This window comes from Kitasatospora sp. NPDC059408 (genome assembly GCF_042751525.1).
GTDB lineage: Bacteria > Actinomycetota > Actinomycetes > Streptomycetales > Streptomycetaceae > Kitasatospora.
On sequence record NZ_JBHYWI010000083.1, the window covers coordinates 13526 to 38418 of the forward strand.

19 protein-coding genes are annotated in these 24893 nt (G+C 74.1%); 9 read left to right on the forward strand and 10 right to left on the reverse strand.

Going from position 1 to position 24893, the window contains the following annotated elements:
• Window positions 1-31: 31 nt before the first annotated feature.
• The 4 genes from ACFXDE_RS36295 to ACFXDE_RS36310 all read left to right on the forward strand — a co-directional run bounded on the left by ACFXDE_RS36295 (window position 32) and on the right by ACFXDE_RS36310 (window position 8030).
• Complete coding sequence (locus tag ACFXDE_RS36295) at window positions 32-1567, forward strand: hypothetical protein (protein ID WP_380498686.1); 1536 nt, start codon at window positions 32-34, stop codon at window positions 1565-1567.
• A gap of 91 nt (window positions 1568-1658) precedes the next feature.
• Window positions 1659-2534, forward strand: coding sequence for a hypothetical protein (locus ACFXDE_RS36300; protein WP_363656620.1), 876 nt, complete (start codon window positions 1659-1661; stop codon window positions 2532-2534).
• Window positions 2535-2671: 137 nt separating this feature from the next.
• Window positions 2672-7234, forward strand: a complete 4563-nt coding sequence (locus ACFXDE_RS36305) for a hypothetical protein (protein ID WP_380498673.1) — start codon at window positions 2672-2674, stop codon at window positions 7232-7234.
• A gap of 19 nt (window positions 7235-7253) precedes the next feature.
• The gene (locus ACFXDE_RS36310; protein ID WP_380498674.1) at window positions 7254-8030 is read left to right on the forward strand and encodes a metallophosphoesterase; all 777 of its coding nucleotides are present in this window, start codon (window positions 7254-7256) and stop codon (window positions 8028-8030) included.
• Here the strand turns inward: ACFXDE_RS36310 and ACFXDE_RS36315 are convergent.
• Together ACFXDE_RS36315 and ACFXDE_RS36320 are read right to left on the reverse strand one after the other, a co-directional pair.
• The gene (locus tag ACFXDE_RS36315; RefSeq protein WP_380498675.1) at window positions 8006-8398 is read right to left on the reverse strand and encodes a hypothetical protein; all 393 of its coding nucleotides are present in this window, start codon (window positions 8396-8398) and stop codon (window positions 8006-8008) included. The genes ACFXDE_RS36310 and ACFXDE_RS36315 overlap by 25 nt on opposite strands.
• A gap of 172 nt (window positions 8399-8570) precedes the next feature.
• Complete coding sequence (locus ACFXDE_RS36320; RefSeq protein ID WP_380498676.1) at window positions 8571-9266, reverse strand: FadR/GntR family transcriptional regulator; 696 nt, start codon at window positions 9264-9266, stop codon at window positions 8571-8573.
• A gap of 243 nt (window positions 9267-9509) precedes the next feature.
• Here ACFXDE_RS36320 and ACFXDE_RS36325 point away from each other — a divergent pair, with 243 nt between their 5' ends.
• Together ACFXDE_RS36325 and ACFXDE_RS36330 are read left to right on the forward strand one after the other, a co-directional pair.
• Window positions 9510-10064, forward strand: a complete 555-nt coding sequence (locus ACFXDE_RS36325; RefSeq protein ID WP_380498677.1) for a gluconokinase — start codon at window positions 9510-9512, stop codon at window positions 10062-10064.
• Window positions 10065-10066: 2 nt separating this feature from the next.
• On the forward strand, window positions 10067-11455 hold the full coding sequence (locus ACFXDE_RS36330; RefSeq protein ID WP_380498687.1) for a gluconate:H+ symporter: 1389 nt from the start codon (window positions 10067-10069) through the stop codon (window positions 11453-11455).
• On the opposite strand, the gene ACFXDE_RS36335 is transcribed toward ACFXDE_RS36330, so the two are convergent.
• The 6 genes from ACFXDE_RS36335 to mmuM form a co-directional block, all read right to left on the reverse strand.
• Window positions 11452-11706 carry a hypothetical protein gene (locus tag ACFXDE_RS36335; RefSeq protein WP_380498678.1) on the reverse strand — a complete coding sequence of 85 codons (255 nt, stop codon included), beginning with the start codon at window positions 11704-11706 and terminating at the stop codon, window positions 11452-11454. The two genes, ACFXDE_RS36330 and ACFXDE_RS36335, sit on opposite strands and share 4 nt — an antisense overlap.
• Window positions 11707-11891: 185 nt before the next feature.
• Entirely contained in the window at window positions 11892-13487 is a 1596-nt protein-coding gene (locus ACFXDE_RS36340) for an FAD-dependent oxidoreductase (RefSeq protein WP_380445693.1), read from the reverse strand.
• 175 nt (window positions 13488-13662) lie between these two features.
• Window positions 13663-15183, reverse strand: coding sequence for a glycerol kinase GlpK (glpK, locus tag ACFXDE_RS36345; protein ID WP_380445692.1), 1521 nt, complete (start codon window positions 15181-15183; stop codon window positions 13663-13665).
• Window positions 15184-15285: 102 nt separating this feature from the next.
• A complete protein-coding gene (locus ACFXDE_RS36350) occupies window positions 15286-16098 on the reverse strand; it encodes an MIP/aquaporin family protein (RefSeq protein WP_380498679.1) in 813 nt (270 codons plus the stop codon).
• A 201-nt stretch (window positions 16099-16299) separates the two neighbouring features.
• Window positions 16300-17064, reverse strand: a complete 765-nt coding sequence (locus tag ACFXDE_RS36355; RefSeq protein WP_380445690.1) for an IclR family transcriptional regulator — start codon at window positions 17062-17064, stop codon at window positions 16300-16302.
• A gap of 191 nt (window positions 17065-17255) precedes the next feature.
• A complete protein-coding gene (mmuM, locus tag ACFXDE_RS36360; RefSeq protein WP_380498680.1) occupies window positions 17256-18182 on the reverse strand; it encodes a homocysteine S-methyltransferase in 927 nt (308 codons plus the stop codon).
• 261 nt (window positions 18183-18443) lie between these two features.
• Between mmuM and ACFXDE_RS36365 the strand changes: the two genes are divergently transcribed.
• From ACFXDE_RS36365 to ACFXDE_RS36375, 3 genes are read left to right on the forward strand one after another with little or no spacing between them, the layout of a single operon-like run.
• The gene (locus ACFXDE_RS36365; protein WP_380498681.1) at window positions 18444-19346 is read left to right on the forward strand and encodes an NUDIX domain-containing protein; all 903 of its coding nucleotides are present in this window, start codon (window positions 18444-18446) and stop codon (window positions 19344-19346) included.
• A gap of 34 nt (window positions 19347-19380) precedes the next feature.
• Entirely contained in the window at window positions 19381-19929 is a 549-nt protein-coding gene (locus ACFXDE_RS36370) for an NUDIX domain-containing protein (protein WP_380445687.1), read from the forward strand.
• 46 nt (window positions 19930-19975) lie between these two features.
• Complete coding sequence (locus tag ACFXDE_RS36375) at window positions 19976-22078, forward strand: acetoacetate--CoA ligase (protein ID WP_380498682.1); 2103 nt, start codon at window positions 19976-19978, stop codon at window positions 22076-22078.
• Between the two features lie 60 nt (window positions 22079-22138).
• Here the strand turns inward: ACFXDE_RS36375 and ptsP are convergent, their stop codons facing one another.
• On the reverse strand, window positions 22139-23809 hold the full coding sequence (gene ptsP / locus ACFXDE_RS36380; RefSeq protein ID WP_380498683.1) for a phosphoenolpyruvate--protein phosphotransferase: 1671 nt from the start codon (window positions 23807-23809) through the stop codon (window positions 22139-22141).
• Window positions 23810-23914: 105 nt separating this feature from the next.
• Window positions 23915-24364, reverse strand: a complete 450-nt coding sequence (locus ACFXDE_RS36385) for a PTS glucose transporter subunit IIA (RefSeq protein ID WP_380445684.1) — start codon at window positions 24362-24364, stop codon at window positions 23915-23917.
• Window positions 24365-24893 lie beyond the last annotated feature (529 nt).

Sequence of the window (24893 nt, forward strand, 5' to 3'; positions counted from 1 at the left end):
CGAACCTCTAATCTTGTCCACCGTGACCGCCATCGCAGACCCGCCCACCGAGCCCGGCCTCCGGCCCGCCGCCGGCACCGGCGTGCCCGCGCCGCGCCCCGCGCCCGGCCCCGCCGCCGACGAGGGCCTCGCCCGTCGGCTCAAGGCGCTGGCCTGCACCGCCCCGCTGCACGACCTGGACAACCGCAAGGTCAACCTGGCCGGCGAGTACGGCGGCTACGCGATGGCCGAGGTCGGCCTGGCGGCGATCGACCTGGTCACCCTCCACATGGACTTCGACACCGGCGCCGACCGCGACATAGTGCTCGCCCGGCTGCTGCCCCGGGTCGCCGCGCAGGCCGCCGGCCGTCCCGGCGCCGAGCACGAGCGGGTCGCCCGCTGGGTGCTGGAGTCGCTGATCAACGTCGGCAGCGTCGACCGCGGCTTCCGCGCCGTCTACGGCACCTTCGGCGCGGACGGCGAGTACGTCCGCCGCGACTACGACTTCAAGCTGATCGAGGAGGTCCCGGGCCCCGACGGCGGCGTCTACCTGCGCACCACCGACGAGGCGGTCAACGTCCTGGTCGGCGCGCTGGACACGGACGTCACCTCGGCCCAGATCGCCGCCGAGGTCAAGCTGGAGGTGCTGATCCGCCGCGGCCGCCTGGCCGACGCCCAGCTCGCCGCCGAGCAGGCCCGCTACCGCACCGTCCAGTACGCCGAGACGCTGCGCCGCGCCCTGGAGGCGACCCGGCGCAACGTCCGCGCCGTCGACTGGATGCGCACCATCCCCGACCTCATCGACGAGGCGCTGGACCACATCGCCGACCGCTACCGGCACGAGAACGCGATTCTCACCAACATCCGCAAGGCCCGCGACGAGGCCGAGGAGCCCGAGCACAAGCGCCGCGCCGCCGAGCTCGTCGACATCGTCAAGGACTGCATCCGCCGCCACACCCAGCTGCAGACCCGCCTGCTGGAGGCCGGCCCGCTGTTCCGCGCCGAGCAGGACCGGCAGGCCTTCGCCACCCCCGGCGTCCGCACCGGCATCGACCTGTACGGGCAGCTGCTCGCCCCCGTGCTGCGGCTGCCGGTGGAGCAGGCCGTCCGCCCCACCGGCGCGTTCTTCGCCCGGGGCGCCGGGCTGCGCGTCCCGAGCTCCGTGCGCGTCGCCGACCTGGTCGACCTGCTGCTCACCCCGCCGGTCGAGCGCGAGCACCTCGGCGCCGAGCTGCCCGACCCGGACCTCGTCGCCACCCCGGACGACAGCCGCTTCTCCGAGGCGCAGCTGGAGGCGGCGCTGGAGCTGCTGGACCTGCCGGCCGACGCGCCCCGCCGGCTCTCCGGCCTGCTCGCCGAGGCGCGCGAGCAGGATCCCGAACTCCCGTACCTGGTGGCCCTGCTCGCGGTGCACGCGGCGAGCCCGCCGGTCGGTACGGCCTACCGGCAGGGCGAGGAGCGGCTGTTGTTCGCGGTGGACGACGGCACCCCGCTGCGGGACCGGGAGTTCGGCGGCGCCGACCTGATCGTCGGCAGCGCCCTCCTGGACGCGGTCGGCATGGCCGCCGACCGCAAGGACGCCGGCTGACCGGCCCGCCGATGCACCGCCGGACCCCGCACCGCACCACCCGCCCGACCACCCGAACCGCCAGCAGCAACAGCCCCGAGGAGTACCGCCCGTGACGACCCACCACGACACGTCCTGGGCGCCCGAGACCGAGCCCGCGGCCCCCGCGCCGATCACCCCGGCCGACGTGGCCGACGCCGCCCGGCTGGTCTCCTTCGGCCTCCAGGCCAAGCTGCTCCCCGCCCGCGACGCCGAGTACGCCGAGCTCGTGCGCCGCCACCGCGAGGACCCGCCGTTCGCGCGCCTCGCCGACGCGATCGCCACCGGCATGGGCCTGGTGGTGCTGGAGGTCTCGCCGCGCGCGGGCATGGCCGTGGCCGCCGCCGAGGACTCGGTCTTCGCCGTCCGCATGGGCGACTACTCGCGCCGCGCCGCGTCCGAGTCGACGGACCGCTTCCTGCACGGCCTCGCGCACCTGGCCGTCGCCGCGATGGCCTTCCCCCGCCCCGAGGACCTCGCCGACGACGGCTACCTCGGCCGGATCACCGTCAACGGCGTCGACTCCTTCGTGCGCCAGGCCTGCCGCCGCCTGGAGGAGCAGGCCGACGCCGAGGGCGCGAACACCGACCCGCAGAGCGACGCCCCCGGCCTGGAGGCCGCCTGGCGGGTGTGGGCCCGGCGCACCGCCACCGGCGCCACCAAGGACGCCCGCCGGCTCTCCGGCTCCACCATCGGCATCGTCGCCAAGGCCGTGGTGTTCCTGGTCGACTCGGGCTTCCTGCAGAAGGTCTCGGACGACGCCGGCGGCACCTACCGCACCACCGCCCGCTACCAGCTGCAGGTCCGGGACCTGGCGGGCACGGCCGCGATGGCCGAGCTGCTCGACCTCGGCGTCGTCCCGGTCTCGGACGGCACCGCGAGCCTGCTGCCGCCGGACACCGCCGACGAACTGGTGGCGGACGCCGGCCTCCCGTTCCACTCCCTCTGAGCACGAGCCCGGCAGCACGAGCCCGGCAGCACGAGCCCCGCCGGCATCAGCCGAGCAGCACGAGCACCCGCCCCGAACCCCGTCCCTCCGAGCCCCGCCCACCCTCAAGCCACGTAAGCCACGGAGAACCGCCGCACATGTACGAGCTCAACCGGGTCCGCCTCTATTCGATCGGACCGGCCGGCGCCCGCTACGCCGACACGGTGCTCGACCTGCGCGGCGTCGGCGAGCCGGTCGCCGACCCGGCCCCGCAGCAGATCGGCCTGTTCGGCGAGGACGGCGACGGCCCGGTGCGCCGCCCGGCCCCGGCCGGCGTGCTGTTCCTGGAGAACGGCGGCGGCAAGTCCGTCCTGCTGAAGCTGATCTTCTCGGTGATGCTCCCGGGCCACCGCAACACCCTGGGCGGCGCCAGCTCCGGCGTGCTGCGCAAGTTCCTGCTCGCCGACGACTGCGGCCACGTGGCGCTGGAGTGGCAGCACACCGTGACCGGTGAGCTGATCGTCGTCGGCAAGGTCAGCGAGTGGCGCGGGCGCCAGGTCTCCTCCGACCCGCGCAAGTTCGCCGAGACCTGGTACTCCTTCCGCCCCGGCCCCGGCCTGACGCTGGACTCGCTGCCCGTGGCCGAGCGGGTCAGCCTGGCCGGCGACCAGAGGGCCCGTGGCCGGCGCCGCACCATGAAGGGCTTCCGCGACGCCCTCACCGAGGCCGGCAAGGCCCACCCGCACCTCGACCTGGTCTTCGAGGACGGTCACGACCGCTGGACCGAACACCTCGGCGAGCTCGGCCTCGACCCCGAACTCTTCCGCTACCAGCGCGAGATGAACGCCGACGAGGGCGAGGCGGCCGGCCTCTTCGCGGTCAAGCACGACAGCGACTTCACCGACCTCCTGCTGCGCGCCGTCACCGACACCCGCGACACCGACGGCCTGGCCGACCTCGTCCACGGCTTCGCCGCCAAGCTCGGCCTGCGCTCCGAGCTCACCGCCGAGCGCGACTTCACCGCCGGGTCGCTCGACCTGCTGGAGCGCATCGCCGAGTCCACCACCGCGCGCGAGACCGTCCGCGAGGCCCACCGCACCGCCGAGCGCCGCACCCGGCGCCTCGCCCACGCGCTCGCCTCCCGCGCCACCGCCGAGCGCGACCGCGCCCAGGACCTCGCCATCGAGGTCGCCGCGGCCGCGAGCGCCGTCACCGCCGCCGAGGCCGACCGCACCCGGCACAACCTGATCGCCGAGGAGCTCACCTACCGGCACGCCACGCTGAGCCTCGCCGCGGCCACCGCCGAGGCCGCCGCGCTGCGCCGCGAGCTGATCGACGCCCGCACCCTGCACTCCGCGTGGCAGGCCGCCGAGGCGGTGCTGCGCCAGCGCGCCGCCGCCGACCGGGTGGCCCGGGTCGCCGCCGCGATCCGCGAGGCCGAGCTGGACGCCGCCCCGGCGCTCGCCGCCCGTGCGCGCGCCGCCACCGCGCTCGCCCGCGCCCTGGAGACCGCCGCCGCGGCGGCCGAGTCCCGCGCGGACACCGAGGAGCAGCGCGCGAGCGAGCTCCAGGAGGACGGCGCCAAGGCGCAGTCCGACGCCACCGAGGCCGCCACCGCGGCCCAGAAGGCCCGCAGCGAGGTCGAGCACCTGCGCCAGCGCCTGGTCGAGGTCGAGCAGGAGACGGCCGCCGCGGTCGAGGCCGGTTTCATCGACGCGGACGGCGACGTCGACCCGGCCCGGGCCGCGCTGCACGCCGCCGACGTCGAGAAGGCCGCGAGCGCCGCGCTCGGCCAGGCGCGGACGGTCGCCGAGGCCGCCGCCGCCCGCCTGCGCGAGGCGGCCGCCGCCACCGGCCGGGCCGAGCTCGCCGCCGAGCGCGCCGGCGACGCCCGCAAGGACGCCGCCCGCTCGCTGGCCGCCGAGCAGCGCACGGCGGCCCTGCTCGCCACCGAGCCGCGCCTGGCCGACCTGCTGTCCCTCACCGCCTATCAGGAGGGTGCCGACGAGGAGGCCGGCTACCTCACCCCCGCCGTCCTCGACCGCAACGCCGAGTACCTGCGCGAGCTCCTCGACGAGGCCATCGCCACCGCCGAGCGCACCCTGTTCGACCTGCGCACGGCCGCCGCCGACGACTCCCGCATCCTCGCCGCCCTCGGCGACGGCGGCCTGCTGCCGCCCGGCCCGGACGTGCTCGCCACCGTCGAGTACCTCGCCGAGCACGGCATCCCGGCCCTGCCCGGCTGGCGCTACCTGGCCCAGTCCGTCGACCCGGCCGACCACGAGGCGATCCTGGCCGCCCGCCCCGAGCTCGTCGACGGCGTGGTCGTCACCGACCCCAACTCGCTGGACCGGGCCCGCGAGGCCCTGCAGTCCGCCGCACTGCTGCCCCGTTCGACGGTCGCCGTGGGCGCCGCCGCCTCGCTGATCGCCCCGATCACCGACGAGCCGGCGTTCTTCCTCGTGCCGCCGAACCCGGCCATGCACGACGAGTCCGCCGCCGACGGCGAGCGCCGCGAGCTGCGCGCCCGCGCGAGCGCCCGCGAGGAGCACATCCGCGAACTCGCCGCCCGCCTCGGCGCCGACCGCGCCCTCGCCGCCCGCCTCGCCTCCTGGCACGCCAGCTGCCCGCCCGGCACGCTCGCCGAGCTCGCCGCCGCCGCCGGGGCCGCCCGCGAGCACGCCGAGCAGTCCGCCGCCGTGCTCGCCACCCTGCGCGCCGACCACGACGAAGCCGAGACCGACCACGCGGCCGCCGCCGGCGCCCACGAGGAGCACCGCGAGGCCGCCCAGCGCGCCCGCCGCCGCGCCGACGCCCTCTCCGGCCTCGCCTTCCGCCTGCGCGAGCGCGCCAACTGGTCCCGCCGCCAGCGCGAACTCGCCGACGACGCCGCCGAGTGCGACCGCCGCCAGACCCAGTGCGCCGAGCGCGCCCGCATCTGCGACGAGGACCGCCGCGCCGCCCAGCGCGCCGCCGACGACGCCCGCCGCACGGCCCGCGCCCTGCGCGCCGAGCGCGCCGAGATCCCCGCTGCCGAGCAGGCCGACGAGCCCGCCGACACCGCGCCCGCCGCGCTGCCCGCCCTGCGCGAGGCCTACCGCGCCGCCTCCCAGCTGTACGAGAAGGTCGGCGTCGGCGCCGACCTGCGCGCCGAGCAGGCCCGCGCCGAGGGCGACGAGGCCGCCGCCGCGGTCGAGCTCGACCGCCTCACCAACAAGGTCCGCACCCGCGCCGAGGAGCTGCTCGGCAGCCCCGACGGCGCGGACGGCCCCGCCCGCCAGGCCGCCGCCGCGCGCGCCGAGGAGCTGGTCGCCACCATCGAGGCCCGCTCCGCCGCCGCGAGCGAGCAGCTCGGCCGCCTGCGCGGCGACGCCGAGCGCTCCGCCCCCGTGGACGGCGAGGCGCACACCGAGCTGCCCGAGGACCTCGTCCCCACCGACCCCGAGCACGCCCAGACCCTCCTGCGCACCGCCACCAACCGGCTGGCCGAGCGCCGCGAGGCCCTGGACGCCGCCCGCACCGCGCACGCCGACCTCCAGCGGACCTTCGACGCCGCCCAGTCGGCGGCCGGCGCGTTCGACGAGCTCGCCGGCCAGCTCCGCGACGGCCTGCGCGACAACCAGGACGACGCGGACCACCCGGCCGAGCCGTACCTCGGCGCCCTCCCCGAGGCGCGCACCGCCGTCGCCGAGGCCCGCCGGGCCCTGCGCACCGCCGTCGGCGAGCTGTCCTCCGCCGAACTCGCCGTCCGCGACGCCTCCGACGCGCTCGTCCGGCACGCCAACGCCGCCCGCTACGAGGCCGTGCGCACCCCCGCCCGCCAGCAGATCCGCGAACTGCCCGCCTCCGCGCTGCCCGAGCACGCCGCCGCGTGGGCCGCCGCGTTCGCCCCCCGGCTGCGCGTGCTCACCGACGAACTCGCCCAGTTGGAGCGCAACCGCGGCTCGATCGTCGACCGCCTGCGCGGCCTGGTCGAGTCCTCGCTCACCACGCTGCGCGCCGCCCAGCGGCTGTCCAGGCTGCCCGAGGGCCTGGGGGAGTGGTCGGGCCAGGAGTTCCTGCGGATCCGCTTCGAGGACCCGGACCACGCGACCCTCGTCGAGCGCCTCGGCGAGGTCATCGACGAGGCCACCCGCGCGGCCGTCCGGAAGAACAGCGACCTGCGCCGCGACGGCATGTCGCTGCTGCTGCGCGGGGTCGCCGCAGCGATCGGCCCGAAGGGCGTCAGCGTCGAGATCCTCAAGCCGGACGCGGTGCTGCGCGCCGAGCGGGTCGGCGTCGGCCAGATGTCCGACGTCTTCTCGGGCGGCCAGCTGCTCACCGCCGCCATCGCGCTCTACTGCACGATGGCCGCGCTGCGCGCCAACGACCGCGGCCAGTCCCAGCTGCGGCACGCCGGCACGCTGTTCCTCGACAACCCGATCGGCCGCGCCAATGCCACCTACCTGCTGGAGCTCCAGCGCGCCGTGGCCGACGCGCTCGGCGTCCAGCTCATCTACACCACCGGCCTGTTCGACACCACGGCGCTCGCCGAGTTCCCGCTGGTGATCCGGCTGCGCAACGACGCCGACCTGCGGGCCGGCCTCAAGTACATCTCGGTGGAGGAGCACCTGCGTCCCGGCCTGCCCGCCCCGCAGGACCCGGACGGCCCGGCCATCCACGGCGAGATCACCGCCACCCGGATGTTCAAGCGGCCCGCGGAGGTTCCCGACCGGCCCTGAACTGGTTAGCGTGATCGGCATGCTGACGATCGCGCACCTCAGTGACATCCACCTCGGCCAGGACCACCGCCGGGACCGCGGCGAGCGGGCCCGGCGGCGGGCCGAGCGGGTGATGGCCCACCTCGACGCCCTGCCCGGCCCGCTGGACGCGGTGCTGGTGACGGGGGACCTCGCCGACCACGGCCTGGCCGCCGAGTACGAGCAGGTCGTCGAGGTGCTCAAGTCCCGCCACCGCGTCCTCATCTGCCCGGGCAACCACGACAGCCGCGCGCCGTACCGCGAGGTGCTGCTCGGCGGGGTGGCGCAGGACGAGCCGGCGGACGGTCCGATCAACCGGCTGCACCAACTCCCGGGCGCGGACGTGCTGATGCTCGACTCGTCCATCCCGGGTCGGCCGGACGGCCTGCTGGACGAGGAGACGCTCACCTGGCTGGACGCCGAACTCGGCGCCGGGCGCACCGAGTTGCCCGCCCTGGTGGCCTTCCACCACCCGCCCGTCGAGCTGGCCGTCCCGACCGTCGACGGCATCCGCCAGTTCGGCGAGGCCGGCCTCGCCCGCGTCCTGGGCCGCCACCCCCGCGTCGTCGGCCTGCTCTGCGGCCACTCCCACACGCCCGCCGCGACGACCTTCGCCGGACTGCCGCTGCTCGTCGCCCCCGGTGTGGTCTCCACCATCACCCTGCCCTGCGAGGGCGGTGAGGGCGTCTCCTTCACCCACCCGCCGATGCTCGCCTTCCACGTCCTGGACGGCGACCACCGGCTCACCACGCACTACCGCGTGGTGCCCGAGAACTGACCCCGCGACGGTCCCTGTGGCGGGCCCTGCGACGGCCCCCGTGACTGGCCCGGCCGCGGGAAGGGCCGGGCCGCGAGCGGTTCCCGGACCGCGGCCCGGCTCCCGGCCATCGGCGTCGCCGAGTTGGGTGCGCGCATCCGCTGGGCGGCGACCTGGCGTGAGACCAGGATCTCCAGCAGGCACCACATCGTGCCGAACACCCCGAGTCCCATCGCCATCAGCGCGGGTGTCATCAGCCGGCTGCCCGCGTACGAGGCGAGGGTCGCGACGATCACACCCACCAGCGTGAAGGAGAACGAGAGCACCGCGCGGACGGCGGCGGCGCGCACCTCGTCGGGCAGGCGGCGACGGCGGCGTGGCACGGACATCGGGCGACCCCAGGCGCGAATTCGGCGGCGGGCACGGAACGGGCGCTCGCGTCGAGCGCCCCCGGTACGAACTCTGCCCCGCGCAAGCCGGACTATGCGTCCGAATCCACCGAACTGCCGTCAAATCGTGTGATCCGGCCCGATTCGTCCGCGGCCGGCCCTGTGGCGGCCCTCAGCCCAGCTGCTGGTCGAGCTCCTCCAGGGCGCCCGTCACGATCGTCCGCATCGCCCGCTCGGCGTGCTCGCCGTCCCCCGCGCAGATCGCCTCCGCCACCTCGCGGTGCAGCCGGATCGCGTACGGCTCCGGCTGATGGGGCATCAGATGGTACTCGGTCCGCCCGGTGAGCACCGCACCCACGGTGTCCCCGAGGTGGGCGAACATCTCGTTGCCGGAGGCTTTCAGGACGGTGGCGTGGAAGGCGATGTCGTGGCGGAGGAAGGTGGTGAGGTCGGCGGCCCGCGCCGACATCGTCAACTCGACCGCCAGGGAGCTGAGTTCACGGCGGTGGTCATCGCTCGCGTGGACGGCGGCGAGCGCGGCGGCGGCCGGTTCGACGGCCACCCGCAGTGAGCCGAGCGAGCGCAGCTGCGCCGGACGGTCGGCGCCGGCCAGCCGCCAGCGGATCACCAGCGGGTCGAAGACGTCCCAGCCGGACTTCGGCTGCACCGTGATCCCGACCCGCCGCCGCGAGGCCACCATGCGCATCCCCTCCAGGATCCGCACCGCCTCCCGCACGACCGTCCGGGACACCCCGAACCGCTCCTCCAGCTCCTCGCTGCGCAGCACCGCGCCCACGGGGATCTCTCCCCCGGCGATCGCCGGCCCGAGCTCGTCAAGCAGCCGCCCTGGCAGCCCCTGGATCTCCATCCGCCCAGCCTAGACGTCGACCCCGCCCCACCCCCTGCGACCCCACGCCTCGGGGCTGACCCCTGCGGCCCGCCCCCGCTCCCGGCTTCTCCCTTCGCCACGCCCCACCAGCCCCTGTCGAGCACCCCCCGCCCCCTGCGACCCACCCCACACGCCAAAAGTATGACGATTTGGTTTCCGCCACTTGAATACGTCATATCTTTGGAGCGATAGTGGCGGCCAGGCAACGAAGGAGCACCACCCATGGCTCTCAGCGTCGAGAACCACGACCTCCCGCAGACCCCTCCCACGATCGTGGTGATGGGCGTCTCCGGAGTCGGCAAGACCACCCTGGCCCGCCTCCTGGCCGACCGCCTCGGCCTCCCCTTCGCCGAGGCGGACGACTTCCACCCGGCGGCCAACATCGCCAAGATGTCGGCGGGCATCCCGCTGGACGACGAGGACCGCGCCCCCTGGCTGCGGGCCCTCGGCGGCTGGCTCGGGGAGCGCGCCGAGTCCGGCGACGGCGGTGTGGTCACCTGTTCCGCGCTGAAGCGGCGCTACCGCGACACCCTGCGCGCGGCCTGCCCGGGCGCCTTCTTCCTGCACCTGAGCGGCGGTCACGAGCTGGTCGAGGACCGGCTCGCCCACCGCACCGGCCACTTCATGCCGCCGTCGCTGCTCGACTCCCAGTACGCCGCGCTCGAACCCCTGGGCGCGGACGAGCGCGGCGCCGTCCTGGACGTCGGCCCGTCCCCCGAAGAACTCGTCGAGATGGCCGTGGCGCTGCTGCGGCCCGTCAATGGAGACCTCGCGTGAGTATGTCCCCCACTCTGCTGGCGGCCGCCCCACCGGCCCTGCCACACACCGGCAGCGACTCCCAGCTGCTGGTCGCGGTGCTGCTGAGCATCGGTGCGATCGTCCTGCTGATCACCAAGCTGAAGCTGCACCCGTTCCTCGCCCTCACGCTCGGGTCCGGCCTGCTGGCCGCGGTCGCCGGGGTGCCGTTCGACAAGCTGCTGACCAGCTTCTCGACGGGCTTCGGCTCGACCGTGGCGAGCGTCGGCCTGCTGATCGGCCTCGGCGCGATGCTCGGCAAGCTGCTCGCCGACTCGGGCGGCGCCAACATCATCGCGGACACCGTGCTGGCCAGGTCCGGCCGCAAGGCGCTGCCCTGGGCGATGGCGCTGATCGCGGCGGTGCTCGGGCTGCCGCTGTTCTTCGAGGTCGGCGTCGTGCTGCTGATCCCGATCGTGCTGCTGGTGGCGCGCCGCGGCAACGTGCCGCTGATGCGGATCGGCATCCCCGCCCTCGCCGGCCTGTCGGTGTTGCACGGCCTGGTGCCCCCGCACCCGGGCCCGCTGGTGGCCGTCGACGCGCTGAAGGCGGACCTCGGCATCACCCTGGCGCTCGGCCTGGTGATCGCGATCCCGACCCTGATCATCGCCGGCCCGCTGTTCGCCCGGGTGGCGGAGCGCTGGGTGGGCCCGCTGGAGATCCCGGCCGCCACCGCCCCGGAGGAGACCGCGAAGCCCGAGCGCACGCCGTCGTTCGGCGCGGTCCTGGCGACCATCCTGCTGCCGGTCGCGCTGATGCTCGGCAAGGCGCTCGCGGACGTCGTGATCGACGACCCGAAGGCGCTCGGCCAGCGGGTGTTCGACTTCGTCGGCTCGCCGCTGATCGCGCTGCTGGCCGCGACCCTGCTCGGGATGCTGACCCTCGGCCGGGCGGCGGGCTTCGACCGGGCCCGGATCTCCGACACCGTCGGGAAGTCGCTGGGCCCGATCGCCGGCATCGTGTTCATCGTCGGTGCAGGCGGCGGCTTCAAGCAGACCCTGATCGACGTCGGCGTCGGCAACGCGGTCAGCGAGTGGTCCGGCAAGTGGCACGTCTCGGCGCTGCTGCTGGGCTGGCTGATCGCCGTGCTGATCCGCCTGGCCACCGGTTCGGCGACGGTCGCCACCATCACCGCGGCCGGCATCGTCTCCCCGCTCGCGGCGAACATGTCCTCGACCCACGCGGCGCTGCTGGTCCTCGCGATCGGCGCCGGCTCGCTGTTCCTCTCGCACGTCAACGACGCCGGCTTCTGGCTGGTGAAGGAGTACTTCGGGATGAGCGTCGGCCAGACGCTGAAGTCCTGGTCGGTGATGGAGACGGTGATCTCGGTCGTCGCGATCGCCCTGATCATGCCGCTGAGCCTCATCGTCTAGCGGCCACCCGCGATTCCCCGCAGGGGCGGCACCCGTATCGAACGGGTGCCGCCCCTGTGCGCGTTCCAGGGCTTTGTCCAGCCCAGCACCCCCGACAGCACCGCCGCCGTCGCGTCGAGCAGGTCCTCCGCGACGGCGCCGCCCGCCGCCGTCCGTGCCGGCAGTCCCTCCCGCGCGGCGAGCATCACCGTCGCCGCCTGCCCGGCCGTGGCGCCCGCGGGCACGAGTTCGGGCAGCGCCCGCGCCGGCACGTCGGCCGCGCATCAGCACGCGCCAGCCGTCCGCGCCGCCGTTGCCGTCCAGTCGTGACCCGAACGCCCGAGGGGCGGACACACCGGGTGATCCGGGTGCCCGCCCCTCGGACGGAATCGTTACTGCGGTGAACTGCCAGCCGACAGCGGGCAGTTACTTGCTCCCACGCTTCGCCAGGCTGTGCTTACTTGCTCCCACGCTTCGCCAGGAAGGCCTCGACCTCGTCGCGGATCTCCGGCGTGTCCAGCCCGCGCACCGTCATGGTCGTGCGACGGCGCAGCACGTCGTCCGCCGTGTACGCCCACTCGTTCTCGGCGGCGTAGGCGACCTGGGCCCACACGTCCGGGCCGTCCTCGTGGATCGGCCGGCCGAGCTCCGGGTTCTCGTCGATCATGCGGGCGATCTCGAAGGACAGGGTGCCGTAGTGGCTGGCGAGGTGCTTGGCCACCAGCGGCTCCATGCGGGAGCCGGGCTCGCGGTCGATCAGCAGGCGGTGCGCGACGGCGTTCGGCGCGCCGACGCCCGGCAGCGGGACGGTCGGGGCGATCGGGGACATGTCCTCGGCGAGGCCGGTGCCGGGCACGTGGGCCAGCTTCTCCAGCACGGCGCGGCCGATGTGCCGGTAGGTGGTCCACTTGCCGCCGGAGACCGACAGCATGCCGCCGCGGCCCTCGGTGACGACGGTCTCGCGCTTGGCGGCGGCGGTGTCGCCGGGGCCGCCGGGCAGGACGCGCAGGCCCGCGAAGGAGTAGGTGATCAGGTCGCGGTCGAGGTGCTCGTCGCGGATGGCGTGCGCGGCCTCGCCCATGATCTGGTCGATGTCGGCCTGGGTGGCGCGGACGTCCTTCGGGTCGCCCGTGTACTCCTCGTCGGTGGTCCCGAGCAGGACGTGGTCCTCCCACGGGATGGCGAAGGAGACACGGTACTTGTCGATCGGGATGGTCAGCGCGGCGCGCCACGGCGAGCGGCGCTTGACGACGACGTGCGCACCCTTGGAGAGGCGGATCGACGGCGCGGCGCCGGCGTCCTCCATGGTGCGCAGGTGGTCGACCCACGGGCCGGTGGCGTTGAGCACCAGGCGGGCGTTGACGCCGAACTCGCTGCCGTCGAGGCGGTCGCGCAGCTCGGCGCCGGTGACCCGGCCGGCGGTGAAGCGCAGGCCGGTGACCTCGGCGTGGTTGAGCACGACGGCGCCGGCGTCCACCGCGGCGCGGACGGTCATCACGGCGACGCGCGAGTCGTTCATCTGGTGGTCGCCGTAGACGGCCACCGAGCGCAGGCCCTCGGTGCGCAGCGCCGGCACCTGCTGGGCGGCGTGGGCGGCGGTGGAGACGCGGCCCATGCCGTCGCGGAAGGCGGACAGCGCCGAGTACAGGAACACACCGGCGCCGAGCTTGGCCGCGCCGTGCGGGCCGCCCTTGTAGACCGGGACGAAGAAGGTCAGCGGGTTGACGAGGTGCGGGGCCACGTCGGTGGAGAGCGCGCGGCGCTCCTTGTGGTTCTCCGCGACCAGCTTGACCGCGCCGGTCTGCAGGTAGCGCAGACCGCCGTGGACGAGCTTGGAGGAGGCACTGGAGGTGGCGCCGGCGAAGTCGCCGGCGTCGACCATGGCGACCTTCAGGCCGGCCTGGGACGCGGTCCAGGCGACGGCGGTGCCGAGGATGCCGCCCCCGATCACCAGCAGGTCGTAGGTGGCCTTGCCGAGCAGCTCGCGGGTCTCGGCGCGGGAGGCGGTGCGGCCGGCGGTGCGCTCGGCGCCCAGGGTCGGGATGGTTGCCATGGTGGTTGTGTACGGCGCGCTGGTCGGGCTGCGCCGTTACTCCTCTCGGGTGCGGTGCGGCCCCTGCTGGAGAGGCCGGTCGGCCCGGTGCGGCGGGCCGGTGAAACACGGGTGCGCCCGTTGCCGTGAACAGCGGGCGGCCGGCCGGGGCACGGGGCCCCGACCGGCGGGTCTGTCAGTTGTCCTCTTCCTCCTCCACCCAGCCCATGGTGCGCTCCACGGCCTTGAGCCACTTCTTGTACTCGCGCTCCCGGGTGGCCTCGTCCATGCGCGGGGTCCACTCGGCGGCGCGGTGCCAGTTGGCCCGCAGGGTGTCGAGGTCGTTCCAGAAGCCGACGGCGAGTCCGGCCGCGTAGGCCGCGCCGAGGGCGGTGGTCTCGGCCACGTACGGGCGCTCGACCGGGGCGTCCAGGACGTCGGCGATGTTCTGCATGAGCAGGTTGTTGCTGGTCATGCCGCCGTCGACCTTGAGCGCGGTGAGCTCGACCCCGGAGTCCTTCTGCATGGCGTCGACGACCTCGCGGGTCTGCCAGGCGGTGGCCTCCAGGACGGCCCGGGCCAGGTGGCCCTTGGTGACGTACCGGGTCAGGCCGGCGATCACACCGCGGGCGTCGGAGCGCCAGTACGGGGCGAACAGGCCGGAGAAGGCCGGGACGAAGTAGGCGCCGCCGTTGTCCTCGACCGTGTTGGCGAGGGTCTCGATCTCGGCGGCGGTGGAGATGATGCCGAGCTGGTCGCGCAGCCACTGGACGAGCGAGCCGGTGACGGCGATCGAGCCTTCCAGGGCGTACACCGGGGCCTGGTCGCCGATCCGGTAGCCGACGGTGGTCAGCAGGCCGTGGTACGAGTTGACGATCTTCTCGCCGGTGTTGAGCAGCAGGAAGGTGCCGGTGCCGTAGGTGGACTTGGCCTCGCCCTCGTTGAAGCAGGTCTGGCCGAACAGCGCGGCCTGCTGGTCGCCGAGCGCGGCCGCGACCGGGACGCCGGCCAGGTCGCCGACGGCCTCGCCGTAGACCTCGGCGGAGGAGCGGATCTCCGGCAGGACGGCCATCGGCACGCCCATGGACTCGGCGATGGCCTCGTCCCAGGCGAGGGTCTTGAGGTTCATCAGCATGGTGCGGCTGGCGTTGGTGACGTCGGTGACGTGCTTGCCGCCGTCGACACCACCGGTGAGGTTCCAGATCACCCAGGTGTCCATGGTCCCGAACAGGATGTCGCCGGCCTCGGCGCGCTCGCGCAGGCCCTCGACGTTGTCCAGCAGCCAGCGGATCTTCGGGCCGGCGAAGTAGCTGGCCAGCGGGAGGCCGGTCTCGCGGCGGAAGCGGTCCTGGCCGACGTTGCGGCCGAGCTCGCGGCAGAGCGCCTCGGTGCGGGTGTCCTGCCACACCAGCGCGTTGTGCACGGGCTCGCCGGTGTTCTTGTCCCACAGGACGGTGGTCTCGCGCTGGTTGGTGATGCCGATCGCGCGGATGTCGTCCTTGGTGAGGCCGGCCTTCTCCAGCGCGCCGCGCACGACGGACTGCACCCGGGTCCAGATCTCGGCGGCGTCGTGCTCGACGTAGCCGGGCTGGGGGAAGATCTGGCGGTGCTCCTGCTGGTCGACGGAGACGATGCGGCCGTCGGCGCCGAAGATGATGCAGCGGCTGGAGGTGGTGCCCTGGTCGATCGCGGCGATGTAGTTGCCAGTGGAGGTCATGGGGAGGGTCCTCGGCTCGGGTCGGGGGGTGACGGGGTGGGTGGGCCTGACGCGGTCGGTCGTCCGGTCAGTCCCCGTGCTCGGCGGGTTCGAACCCGTCGCTTAGAACAGGGCGTTGTAGAGCACGCCGGCCAGCGCGCCGCCGGCGAGCGGGCCGACGACCGGGATCCAGGCGTACGACCAGTCCGAGCCGCCCTTGTTCGGGATCGGCAGGATGGAGTGCATGATGCGCGGGCCGAGGTCGCGGGCGGGGTTGATCGCGTAGCCGGTCGGGCCGCCGAGGGAGAGGCCGATGCCGACGACGGTCAGGGCGACGATGAGGGTGCCCATGCCCTTGAGGTCGTTGGCGCCGAGGGTGAGGATCGCCATGCAGAGCACGAAGGTGCCGATGATCTCGGTCATCAGGTTCTGGACGGGGTTCCGGATCTCGGGACCGGTCGAGAAGATGCCGAGGGTGGGCTCCTCGTTGGCCTGGAACTGGCCGAGGTAGGTGAGCCAGACGAGCGTGGCGCCGATCATCGCGCCGAGCAGCTGGGAGCCGAGGTAGAGCGGCACCTGGCTCCAGTCGCCGCTCTTGACCGCGAGCGCGATGGTGACGGCCGGGTTGAGGTGCGCGCCGGACTTGGGGCCGGTCATGTAGGCGGCGATGAGGACCGCGAAGCCCCAGCCGAAGGTGATCGCCAGCCAGCCGGCGTTGAGGGCCTTCGACTTCTTGAGGGTCACGGCGGCGCAGACGCCGCCACCGAGAAGTATCAGGGCGGCGGTGCCGAGGGTTTCGCCGACGAAGACGTCGCCGTTGGAGAACGCGGACACAAAGACTCCCTTGTCCATGAGGCCCGGAGGTGCGGGTGGGGGCGGGCGGCCGGGTGATCGCTGTGCGGGTGAGCGCGCTGTGGGAGTGATCTTCCCGGCCATCGTTCGACAATGTCGACCGTCATGCGGAAGCTTCCTCCCCAGGTCGGCCCCGCGTCAAGGCGGGGTTACGCAGCTGTGACCCTCGCCTCGGCCCGTCCCCCGAAGTTACCCAGCGGAGCGCCCCGAATCAGGGCAAAACGCCAAGGCGCGGACAGGCTCACCGCCCGTCCGCGCCTCAGCGTGACGATTCGACTCCCGTGCTCAGAACCGGCCGGCGCCCAGATCGCGCGAGATCGCCCGCGCCGCGCTGCGCACCGAGGCCACCAGCGAGGGCCGCACGAAGCCGTCCTCGCACACCCGCTCCACCGGCCCGCTGATGCACACCGCGCCCACCGGATTGCGCCGCCGGTCCTGGATCAGCGCGCCGATCGAGGCCACGCCCTCCCAGGTCTCCTCGATCGAGTCCGCCCAGCCGCGCTCACGGATCAGCGCGCACTCCGCGTCCAGATCGCTCGCCTCGGTCAGCGTCCGCAGCGTGTACGACTCGTACGGTCCGTCGCCCAACTCCCCGCGCGCGACCGGGTCGTAGGCCACCAGCACCTTGCCGAGCGCGGTGCTGTGCAGCGGCTGCATCGACCCGACCTCCAGCACTTGCCTGGTGTCGTCCGGCCGGAACACGTGGTGCACGATCAGCACGCCCTGCTGGTGCAGCACCCCGAGGTAGACGGTCTCGCCGGCCGCCCGGGCCAGGTCGTCGGCCCACACCAGCGCCCGCGCGCGCAGCTCGTGCACGTCCAGGTAGCTCTGGCCGAGGCGCAGCAGTTCGGCGCCCAGCTGGTACTTGCCGCTCTCCGGGTCCTGTTCGACGAACCCCTCCTGCTGCAGCGTGCGCAGGATGCCGTGCGCGGTGCCCTTGGCGAGGTCGAGCGCCGTCGCGACCTCGGACAGGCCCAGGCGGCGCTCGCCGCCGGCCAACAGGCGCATGATCGCGGCGGCCCGGGAAAGCGACTGGATCGGGCCGGGCATGGGTACCTCCGCGCTGACAGGCGGTCGACATTGTCGACCGCAGTGATAACGGGACGAGTTTGCCAGGCGTTCGGTGCTCCGTGCACCTTCCCCCTCGGTAACCCGCGCTCGGCCGCCTGTTAACCTCCGCGGCCCCGGGTCCGTTCCGGGTCCGGCCCCGGGTTCCGTCCCGGTCCGTTCCCGTCCCGGCCTCAGTCCCGCCGGACGGCCACCTCCGCGGCCAGCGCCGCGATCCCGTCCGGCCCCACCCGGCAGCACCCGCCGACCAGCCGGGCCCCGTCCGCGAGCCAGCCGCGCACGCGCGCCGAGCGGAACGTCGGCTCCCCGCGCCAGCCCCGTATCTCAGGGTCCCAGTGCTCCCCGCTGTTCGGGTACACCACCACCGGCTTCCCCGTCACCTCCGCCGCCAGGGCCACCGCCAGGTCGGCGTCCTGCGGCGTGCAGCAGTTCACGCCCACCGCCACCACCTCGTCGACGTCCCGCGCGAGCGCGAACGCCTCGGCCAGCGGCTGCCCGGCCCGCGTCCGGTCGCCCGCGATGCTGTACGACAGCCAGGCCGGCACCCCGAGCCCCCGGACGACCTCCAGCATCGCCTCCGCCTCGTCCGCGTCCGGCACCGTCTCCAGCGCCAGCACGTCCGGGCCCGCCGTCGCGAGCACCTCCAGCCGCGGCCGGTGGAACGCCACCAGCTCCGCGACGCTCAGCCCGTACCGCCCGCGGTACTCCGAACCGTCCGCGAGCACCGCGCCGTACGGCCCCACCGAGGCCGCCACCCAGCGCCGCCGCCGCCCGCCCGGCTCGCTGCGCGCCGCCTCCCGGGCCAGGTCCACGCTGCGCGCCATCAGCCGCGCCGACTCCGACCGGCCGAGCCCGTGCCGCCCGAAACCGTCGAAACTCGCCTGGTAGCTCGCGGTGATGGCGACCTCCGCCCCGGCCGCGAAGTACGCCCGGTGCGCCTCGACCACGGCCTGCGGCGCGTCCGCCAGCAGCCGTGCCGACCACAGCTCGTCCGACAGGTCGTGTCCCTGCGCCACCAGCTGGTTCGACATCCCGCCGTCCAGGACCAAGGGGCCGGCCGCCAGCGCGGCGGCGAAGTCCGACGGGGGAGTGGCGGGCATGGGGGCCTCCTCGGGAACGGTCATGGCTGGTCACAGCCTAGGAGCCGGGCGCCCTCGCCCGCGCGGAAAACCGTTTGCCGGGCCGGAACGGACTCGCTACGTTGTGCTCATCCCGAGAACGACAGAACGACAGAACGGCAGAACGACCGTGCGGCCCGGCGCGGCCGCACCCAAGACGCCCTGGCGCGGTCCGAAGCGCGGGCACCGGGTCGGAGCACGACAGCACACCCGGTACGAGACGACAGCACGGAGACGCCGACGATGGCCGCCGACGAGCCCCGCCCGCACCACACCGGCCCGCACCACACCGGCTCGGAGGCCGAGCGCGAATGGCTCGCCGCCTACGACCCGCGCGCCTACACCCCGGTGGCCGTCACGGTCGACGTCGTCGCCCTCACCCTGCGCGAAGGCCGCCTCCACGTCCTGCTCGTCGAGCGCGCCGCCCCGCCCTACCAGGGCTCCTGGGCGCTGCCCGGCGGCTTCCTGCGCGCCGGCGAGGAGGGCCTCGACGAAGCGGCCGCCCGCGAACTCGCCGAGGAGACGGGCCTGGTGGGCAGCTCCGACCTGGAGTCCGCGCTCAGCCGCATCCACCTCGAACAGCTCGGCACCTACGGCGCCCCCCACCGCGACCCGCGCATGCACGTCGTCTCCGTCGCCTACCTCGCCTTCGCCCCCGACCTCCCCGACCCCCAGGCCGGCACCGACGCCGCTGCCGCCGCCTGGTACCCGGTCGCCGGCCTCGCCCACGGGCCCGCCGGCCCCCCGGAGACCGCCGCTGAGCCCGCCGACACCCACGGGGGTGGCGTCGGCGGGCCCAGCGGCCCCACCGCGCTCGCCTTCGACCACGCCCGCATCCTCGCCGACGGACTCGACCGCGCCCGCGCCAAGATCGAGTACAGCCCGCTCGCCACCGCCTTCCTGCCCCCCGACTTCACCATCCCCGAGCTGCGCGCCGTCTACGAGGCCGTCTGGGACGAGAAGCTCCACCCCGGCAACTTCCACCGCAAGGTCCTCTCCGTCCCCGGCTTCGTCGAGAGCACCGGCACCACCACCGAACGCGGCGGAGCCCGCGGCGGCCCCCGCGCCCGCACCTACCGCGCCGGCGACGCCCGCCTCCTCCACCCCGCCCTGCTGCGCCCCGCCCGCGAGGACGAGATCCGCTGACCGCCCGCGGCGGGCGCCGGACTACCATCCGCACATGACCACCGACGACGTGACGAGCACGGTCAACCGCCCCTTCTCCCACTGCCACTTCTGCGGAACGCCCTACCCGCCCGGCACCCGCGACTGGCCCCGCACCTGCCCCGGCTGCGCCGAGATCAGCTACCGCAACCCGCTGCCCGTCGCCGTCGCCGTCCTGCCCGTCACCCGGCCCGACGCCGACCCCGCCCTCGTCGTCATCCGCCGCACCATCGAGCCCGGGTACGGCGAACTCGCCTTCCCCGGCGGCTACATCGACTTCGGCGAGACCTGGCAGCAGGCCTGCGTGCGCGAACTGCGCGAGGAGACCGGCATCCACGCCGACGCCGCCGACGTCACCCTCGTCTCCACCTCCTCCGACCCCCACGGCCGCTTCGTCTTCCTCTGCGGCCTGCTCCCGGCCCGCCCCCTCGCCGACCTCCCGCCCTCGCGCCCCACCGACGAGACCGACGGCTGGCTGCTCGCCCACCCCGACACCCGGCTCGTCTGGGACTTCCACACCAACGTCTCCCGCGCCTGGTTCAACGGCGAACTCGACCGCCGCTGACCAGCCCGCCACTCCCGCGGCAGACCCTGGCGCAGCGGCCGCTCACATGGCATGGTCTGCACCGACAGCCCAACCGGACGGGCCCGCCACGAGCACTCCCGTCCCCACCACCGGCCGGGAGACCACCACCGTGAGCACCCCCCTCCAGGACCAGCCGCTCTGGCGCCCCAACCCCGCTCGCGCCGCCGCGACCAGCCTCGTGGCGTTCCAGGCCTGGGCCGCCGAACACCACGGCGCCCCGGCCGCCCCGCTCGCCCCGGCCGACGACGACCAGCAGGCCGCCGAGCGCTACGCCGCCCTGCACGCCTGGTCCACCGAGGACCTCGGCCGGTTCTGGACCGCGGTGACGCAGTGGTTCGACGTCCGCTTCACCGAGGCCCCCGAGACCGTCCTCGCCGACCCGGCCATGCCCGGCGCCCGCTGGTTCCCCGGCGCCCGCCTCAACTACGCCGAGCAGGCCCTGCGCGCCGCCGACGACCCGGCGAACGCCGACCGCCCCGCGATCCTCCACCTCGACGAGACCACCGAGCAGCCGGCCGTCCTCACCTGGTCCGAACTGCGCCGCCAGGTCGGCTCCCTCGCCGCCGCCCTGCGCGCCCGCGGCGTCCGCCCCGGCGACCGCGTCAGCGCCTACCTGCCCAACGTCCCGCAGGCCGCCGTCGCCCTCCTCGCCACCGCCGCCGTCGGCGCGATCTGGACCAGCTGCGCCCCCGACTTCGGCGCCCGCAGCGTCCTCGACCGGCTCCAGCAGATCGAGCCCACCGTCCTGTTCGCCGTCGACGGCTACCACTACGGCGGCAAGGACCACGACCGCACCGACGTCGTCGCGGAGCTGCGCCGGGAACTCCCCAGCCTGCACACCGTCGTGCACGTCCCCCTGCTCGGCGCCCCCGCCCCCGAGGGCGCCCTCCAGTGGGAGGACCTGATCGCCGACGACACCGCCCCGGTCTTCGAGCCGGTCCCCTTCGACCACCCGCTCTGGGTGCTCTACTCCTCCGGCACCACCGGCCTGCCCAAGGCCATCGTCCAGAGCCAGGGCGGCATCCTGCTCGAACACCTCAAGCAGGTCGGCCTCCACCTCGACCTCACCCCGCAGGACCGCTTCCTCTGGTACACCTCCACCGGCTGGATGATGTGGAACTTCCTGCTCGGCGGCCTCCTCGTCGGCGCCACGATCGTCACCTACGACGGCAGCCCGGGCCACCCCGACACCGGCGCCCTGTGGTCGGTGGCCGCCCGCACCGGCGCCACCGTCCTCGGCACCTCCGCCGCCTACGTCATCGCCAGCCGCAAGGCCGGCCTGCACCCCGGCCGCGACCTCGACCTCTCCGCCGTCCGCTGCATCGGCACCACCGGCTCCCCGCTCCCGCCCGACGGCTTCCGCTGGATCTACGACGAGGTCAAGGAGGACGTCTGGCTCGCCTCCGTCAGCGGCGGCACCGACGTCTGCTCCTGCTTCGTCGGCGGCGTCCCCACCCTGCCCGTGTACCTCGGCGAGATCCAGGCCCCCTGCCTCGGCGCCGCCGTCGAGTCCTGGGACGTCCAGGGCCACCCGCTCACCGACGCCGTCGGCGAACTCGTCGTCACCAAGCCCCTCCCGTCCATGCCCACCGGCTTCTGGAACGACCCCGAGGGCACCCGGTACCACGACAGCTACTTCGACGTGTACCCCGGCACCTGGCGCCACGGCGACTGGATCACCGTCACCTCCCGCGGCACCGTCGTCATCCACGGCCGCTCCGACTCCACCCTCAACCGCCAGGGCGTCCGGATGGGCTCCTCCGACATCTACGAGGTCGTCGAGCGCCTCCCCGAGATCGCCGAGTCCCTCGTCATCGGCCTGGAGGAGCCCGACGGCGGCTACTGGATGCCGCTGTTCGTCGTCCTCGCCCCCGGCGCCGAACTCGACGACGACCTCATCGGCCGTATCCGCACCTCGCTGCGCACCGAACTCTCCCCGCGCCACGTCCCCGACGAGGTCATCACCGTCCGGGGCCTGCCGCACACCCTCACCGGCAAGCGCATCGAGGTCCCGGTGAAGCGCATCCTCTCCGGCACCCCGCTGGAGCAGGCCGTCAACCCGGGCTCCGTCGACGACATCGACCACCTGCGCTTCTTCGAGCAGCTGCGCCGCGACCGCCGGTCCTGACGAACGCCGAAGGGGCGCCCCCGACCGGGAGCGCCCCTTCTCTCGTACCGCTCGTCCCACTTACTCGCCGGAGAGCACCTGCTGCGCCGCGGCGCGCGCCTCGTCGGCGCTGTCCGTGGCCCGCGCCGCCTCGGCGGCCCGGCGGCACTGCGCCAGCGTGTACTTGGCCAGCGTCGACCGCACGTACGGGATCGACGCCGCGCCCATGGACAGGCTGGTGACGCCCAGGCCGGTCAGCACGACGGCCAGCAACGGGTCGGCGGCGGCCTCGCCGCACACGCCGCAGCTCTTGCCCTCCGCCTGCGCCGCGTCGGCGGCCGAGGCGATCAGGTCGAGCAGCGCCGGCTGCCACGGGTCCTGCAGCCGGGCCAGCGCGCCCACCTGACGGTCGGCGGCGAAGGTGTACTGCGCGAGGTCGTTGGTGCCGAGCGACAGGAACTCGACCTCCTGGAGGATCGCCCGCGCCCGCAGAGCGGCCGACGGGATCTCCACCATCGCGCCGAACTTGGCGTTCAGACCGGCCTCGCGGCAGGCGTCGGCGAAGTCCTTGGCGTCCTTGCGGTCGGCCACCATCGGGGCCATGACCTCAAGGTGGACCGGCAGCCCGTCGGCGGCCTTGGCCAGCGCGCGCAGCTGCGTCCGCATGACCTCGGGGTGCTCCAGCAGGGTGCGCAGACCGCGCACGCCGAGCGCCGGGTTCGGCTCGTCGGCCGGGGTGAGGAAGTCCAGCGGCTTGTCCGCGCCCGCGTCCAGCGCCCGGACGACGACCCGGCCCTCCGGGAACGCCTCCAGCACCTTGCGGTACGCCTCGACCTGCTTCTCCTCGCTCGGGGCCTGCGCCGAGTCGTCGAGGAACAGGAACTCGGTGCGGAACAGGCCGACGCCCTCGGCGCCGTTCTCCAGCGCGGCCGGCACGTCCGCCGGACCGCCGACGTTGGCCAGCAGCGGCACCCGGTGCCCGTCCGAGGTCCGGCCCGGACCGGTGGACGCGGCCAGCGCGGCCTTGCGCTCGGCGGCTGCGGCCCGCAGCTCGTCCTGCTTCTCCTGCGTCGGCTCCAGCAGCACGTCGCCCGAACTGCCGTCCACGGCCACCACGGTGCCCTCGGCGACGTCGGTCGCCCCCGGCAGCGCGACCACGGCCGGCACGCCCATCGCCCGCGCGAGGATGGCGCTGTGGCTGGTCGGCCCGCCCTCCTCGGTCACGAAGCCGAGCACCAGGGTCGGGTCCAGCAGCGCGGTGTCGGCCGGAGCCAGGTCCCGCGCGAACAGCACGTACGGCTCGTCGCTGTCCGGCACGCCCGGCATCGGCACGCCCATCAGCCGGGCGACGATCCGGTTGCGCACGTCGTCCAGGTCGGCGACGCGCCCGGCCAGGTACTCCCCGGCCGACGCGAGCAGCGCGCGGTAGGCGGCGAAGGCGTCGTAGACGCCGCGCTCGGCGCTGCTGCCCACGGCGATCCGCCGCGCCACGTCCGCCATCAGCTCCGGGTCCTGCGCCATCAGCGCCTGGGCCTCCAGCACCGCCTGGGCCTCGCCGCCGGCCAGGTTGCCGCGGGCGTTCAGGTCCGCGGCCACCGCCTCGACGGCCGCCTGGGCGCGGGCCTGCTCACGGGGGGCGTCCTCGGTCGGGATCTGCGTGGTCTGCGGCTCCAGCACCGCCGTCCCCATGTGCCGCACCTGGCCGATCGCGACCCCGTGGCTCACACCCACGCCGCGCAGCGTCTTCGTCATGTCACCTGTCTCCGCTGAGATGAGCGGCCCCGCCGGGAACCGCTGTGTGGGGGCCGCCCCGTCATCTCGTCCGGGGCGGGTGTGGGGAAAGATAGAGAGGAGAGGTCAGCTCCAGCTGAACAGCTCGTCGCCGGCCTGGGTCTCGCCGTCCTCGCGCACGTTGCCCAGCGAGTCGGGGGCGGCCTCCAGCGCCACGATCGGCGAGATCGGCGACTTGCCCGCGGCCTCGACGTCGGCCGGGTTCCACTTGATGACGGCCTGACCGCGGGTCACCGTGTCGCCCTTGTTGACGAGCAGTTCGAAGCCCTCGCCGTTCAGCTGCACGGTGTCGATCCCGAGGTGCGTCAGCACACCGTGCCCGTCCGCGTCCACGACGACGAACGCGTGCGGGTGCATGGAGACGACGACACCATCCACCGGAGCGACCGCCTCGGTCGGCTCGCGCACCGGGTCCACCGCGGTACCGGGACCGACCATCGCACCGGAGAACACCGGGTCGGGGACGTTGGCGAGCCCGACGACCCGGCCGGTCAGCGGCGACGTCACAGTGGTCATGGTTTGTGCCTCCCAAGTGCGCAGTACAGCGAAGGGCCGCGAGCAGCGGCGCGACGATCAACTGAAGCCTAAATCATGTCAACTTCGGACATCCGCTGACATTCCCGGGCGGAGACTCACGCCCCGCCCGCTCTGCCGGCCGGCAGCACACCGACCGGCTAGTGGTCTAGTCCTCTTGGTCGATGCGCCGCACTCTACAGGCATCTTGGCGAATCGGGACCATTGCTGTATATGCTCGCGAGAGCAACAAATCATGCCTCCGACCGGGTGACACCCGGCGCGCCCCGATTCGCGCTCCGGCGGACGACCCGCTATGGTTGGTCGAGTCGCCGCAAGTCGGCGGTTAACAGCAGATTTCAGATGCGAAAAGCGCCGGAAACGGCACGGCAAACATCTGGTAAGCTGGAAACACGAAAGAACGAAGCGCCCGGAAAGCCCGCTGGAAGGCGGCTCGAAGGAAGCGTCCGTTCCTTGAGAACTCAACAGCGTGCCAAAAGTCAACGCCAGATATGTTGACATCCCCGGCCTC

What these genes read in the sequence shown, in the direction of transcription:
- ACFXDE_RS36315 (WP_380498675.1), bottom strand. Translation starts at nt 8,398, where the DNA reads ATGTCCGTGCCACGCCGCCGTCGCCGCCTGCCCGACGAGGTGCGCGCC.
- ptsP (WP_380498683.1), bottom strand. Translation starts at nt 23,809, where the DNA reads ATGACGAAGACGCTGCGCGGCGTGGGTGTGAGCCACGGGGTCGCGATC.
- ACFXDE_RS36385 (WP_380445684.1), bottom strand. Translation starts at nt 24,364, where the DNA reads ATGACCACTGTGACGTCGCCGCTGACCGGCCGGGTCGTCGGGCTCGCC.
- ACFXDE_RS36355 (WP_380445690.1), bottom strand. Translation starts at nt 17,064, where the DNA reads ATGCCCGGCCCGATCCAGTCGCTTTCCCGGGCCGCCGCGATCATGCGC.
- mmuM (WP_380498680.1), bottom strand. Translation starts at nt 18,182, where the DNA reads ATGCCCGCCACTCCCCCGTCGGACTTCGCCGCCGCGCTGGCGGCCGGC.
- ACFXDE_RS36310 (WP_380498674.1), top strand. Translation starts at nt 7,254, where the DNA reads ATGCTGACGATCGCGCACCTCAGTGACATCCACCTCGGCCAGGACCAC.
- ACFXDE_RS36325 (WP_380498677.1), top strand. Translation starts at nt 9,510, where the DNA reads ATGGCTCTCAGCGTCGAGAACCACGACCTCCCGCAGACCCCTCCCACG.
- ACFXDE_RS36330 (WP_380498687.1), top strand. Translation starts at nt 10,067, where the DNA reads ATGTCCCCCACTCTGCTGGCGGCCGCCCCACCGGCCCTGCCACACACC.
- ACFXDE_RS36320 (WP_380498676.1), bottom strand. Translation starts at nt 9,266, where the DNA reads ATGGAGATCCAGGGGCTGCCAGGGCGGCTGCTTGACGAGCTCGGGCCG.
- ACFXDE_RS36370 (WP_380445687.1), top strand. Translation starts at nt 19,381, where the DNA reads ATGACCACCGACGACGTGACGAGCACGGTCAACCGCCCCTTCTCCCAC.
- glpK (WP_380445692.1), bottom strand. Translation starts at nt 15,183, where the DNA reads ATGACCTCCACTGGCAACTACATCGCCGCGATCGACCAGGGCACCACC.
- ACFXDE_RS36365 (WP_380498681.1), top strand. Translation starts at nt 18,444, where the DNA reads ATGGCCGCCGACGAGCCCCGCCCGCACCACACCGGCCCGCACCACACC.
- ACFXDE_RS36305 (WP_380498673.1), top strand. Translation starts at nt 2,672, where the DNA reads ATGTACGAGCTCAACCGGGTCCGCCTCTATTCGATCGGACCGGCCGGC.
- ACFXDE_RS36375 (WP_380498682.1), top strand. Translation starts at nt 19,976, where the DNA reads ATGGCATGGTCTGCACCGACAGCCCAACCGGACGGGCCCGCCACGAGC.
- ACFXDE_RS36350 (WP_380498679.1), bottom strand. Translation starts at nt 16,098, where the DNA reads ATGGCCGGGAAGATCACTCCCACAGCGCGCTCACCCGCACAGCGATCA.
- ACFXDE_RS36340 (WP_380445693.1), bottom strand. Translation starts at nt 13,487, where the DNA reads ATGGCAACCATCCCGACCCTGGGCGCCGAGCGCACCGCCGGCCGCACC.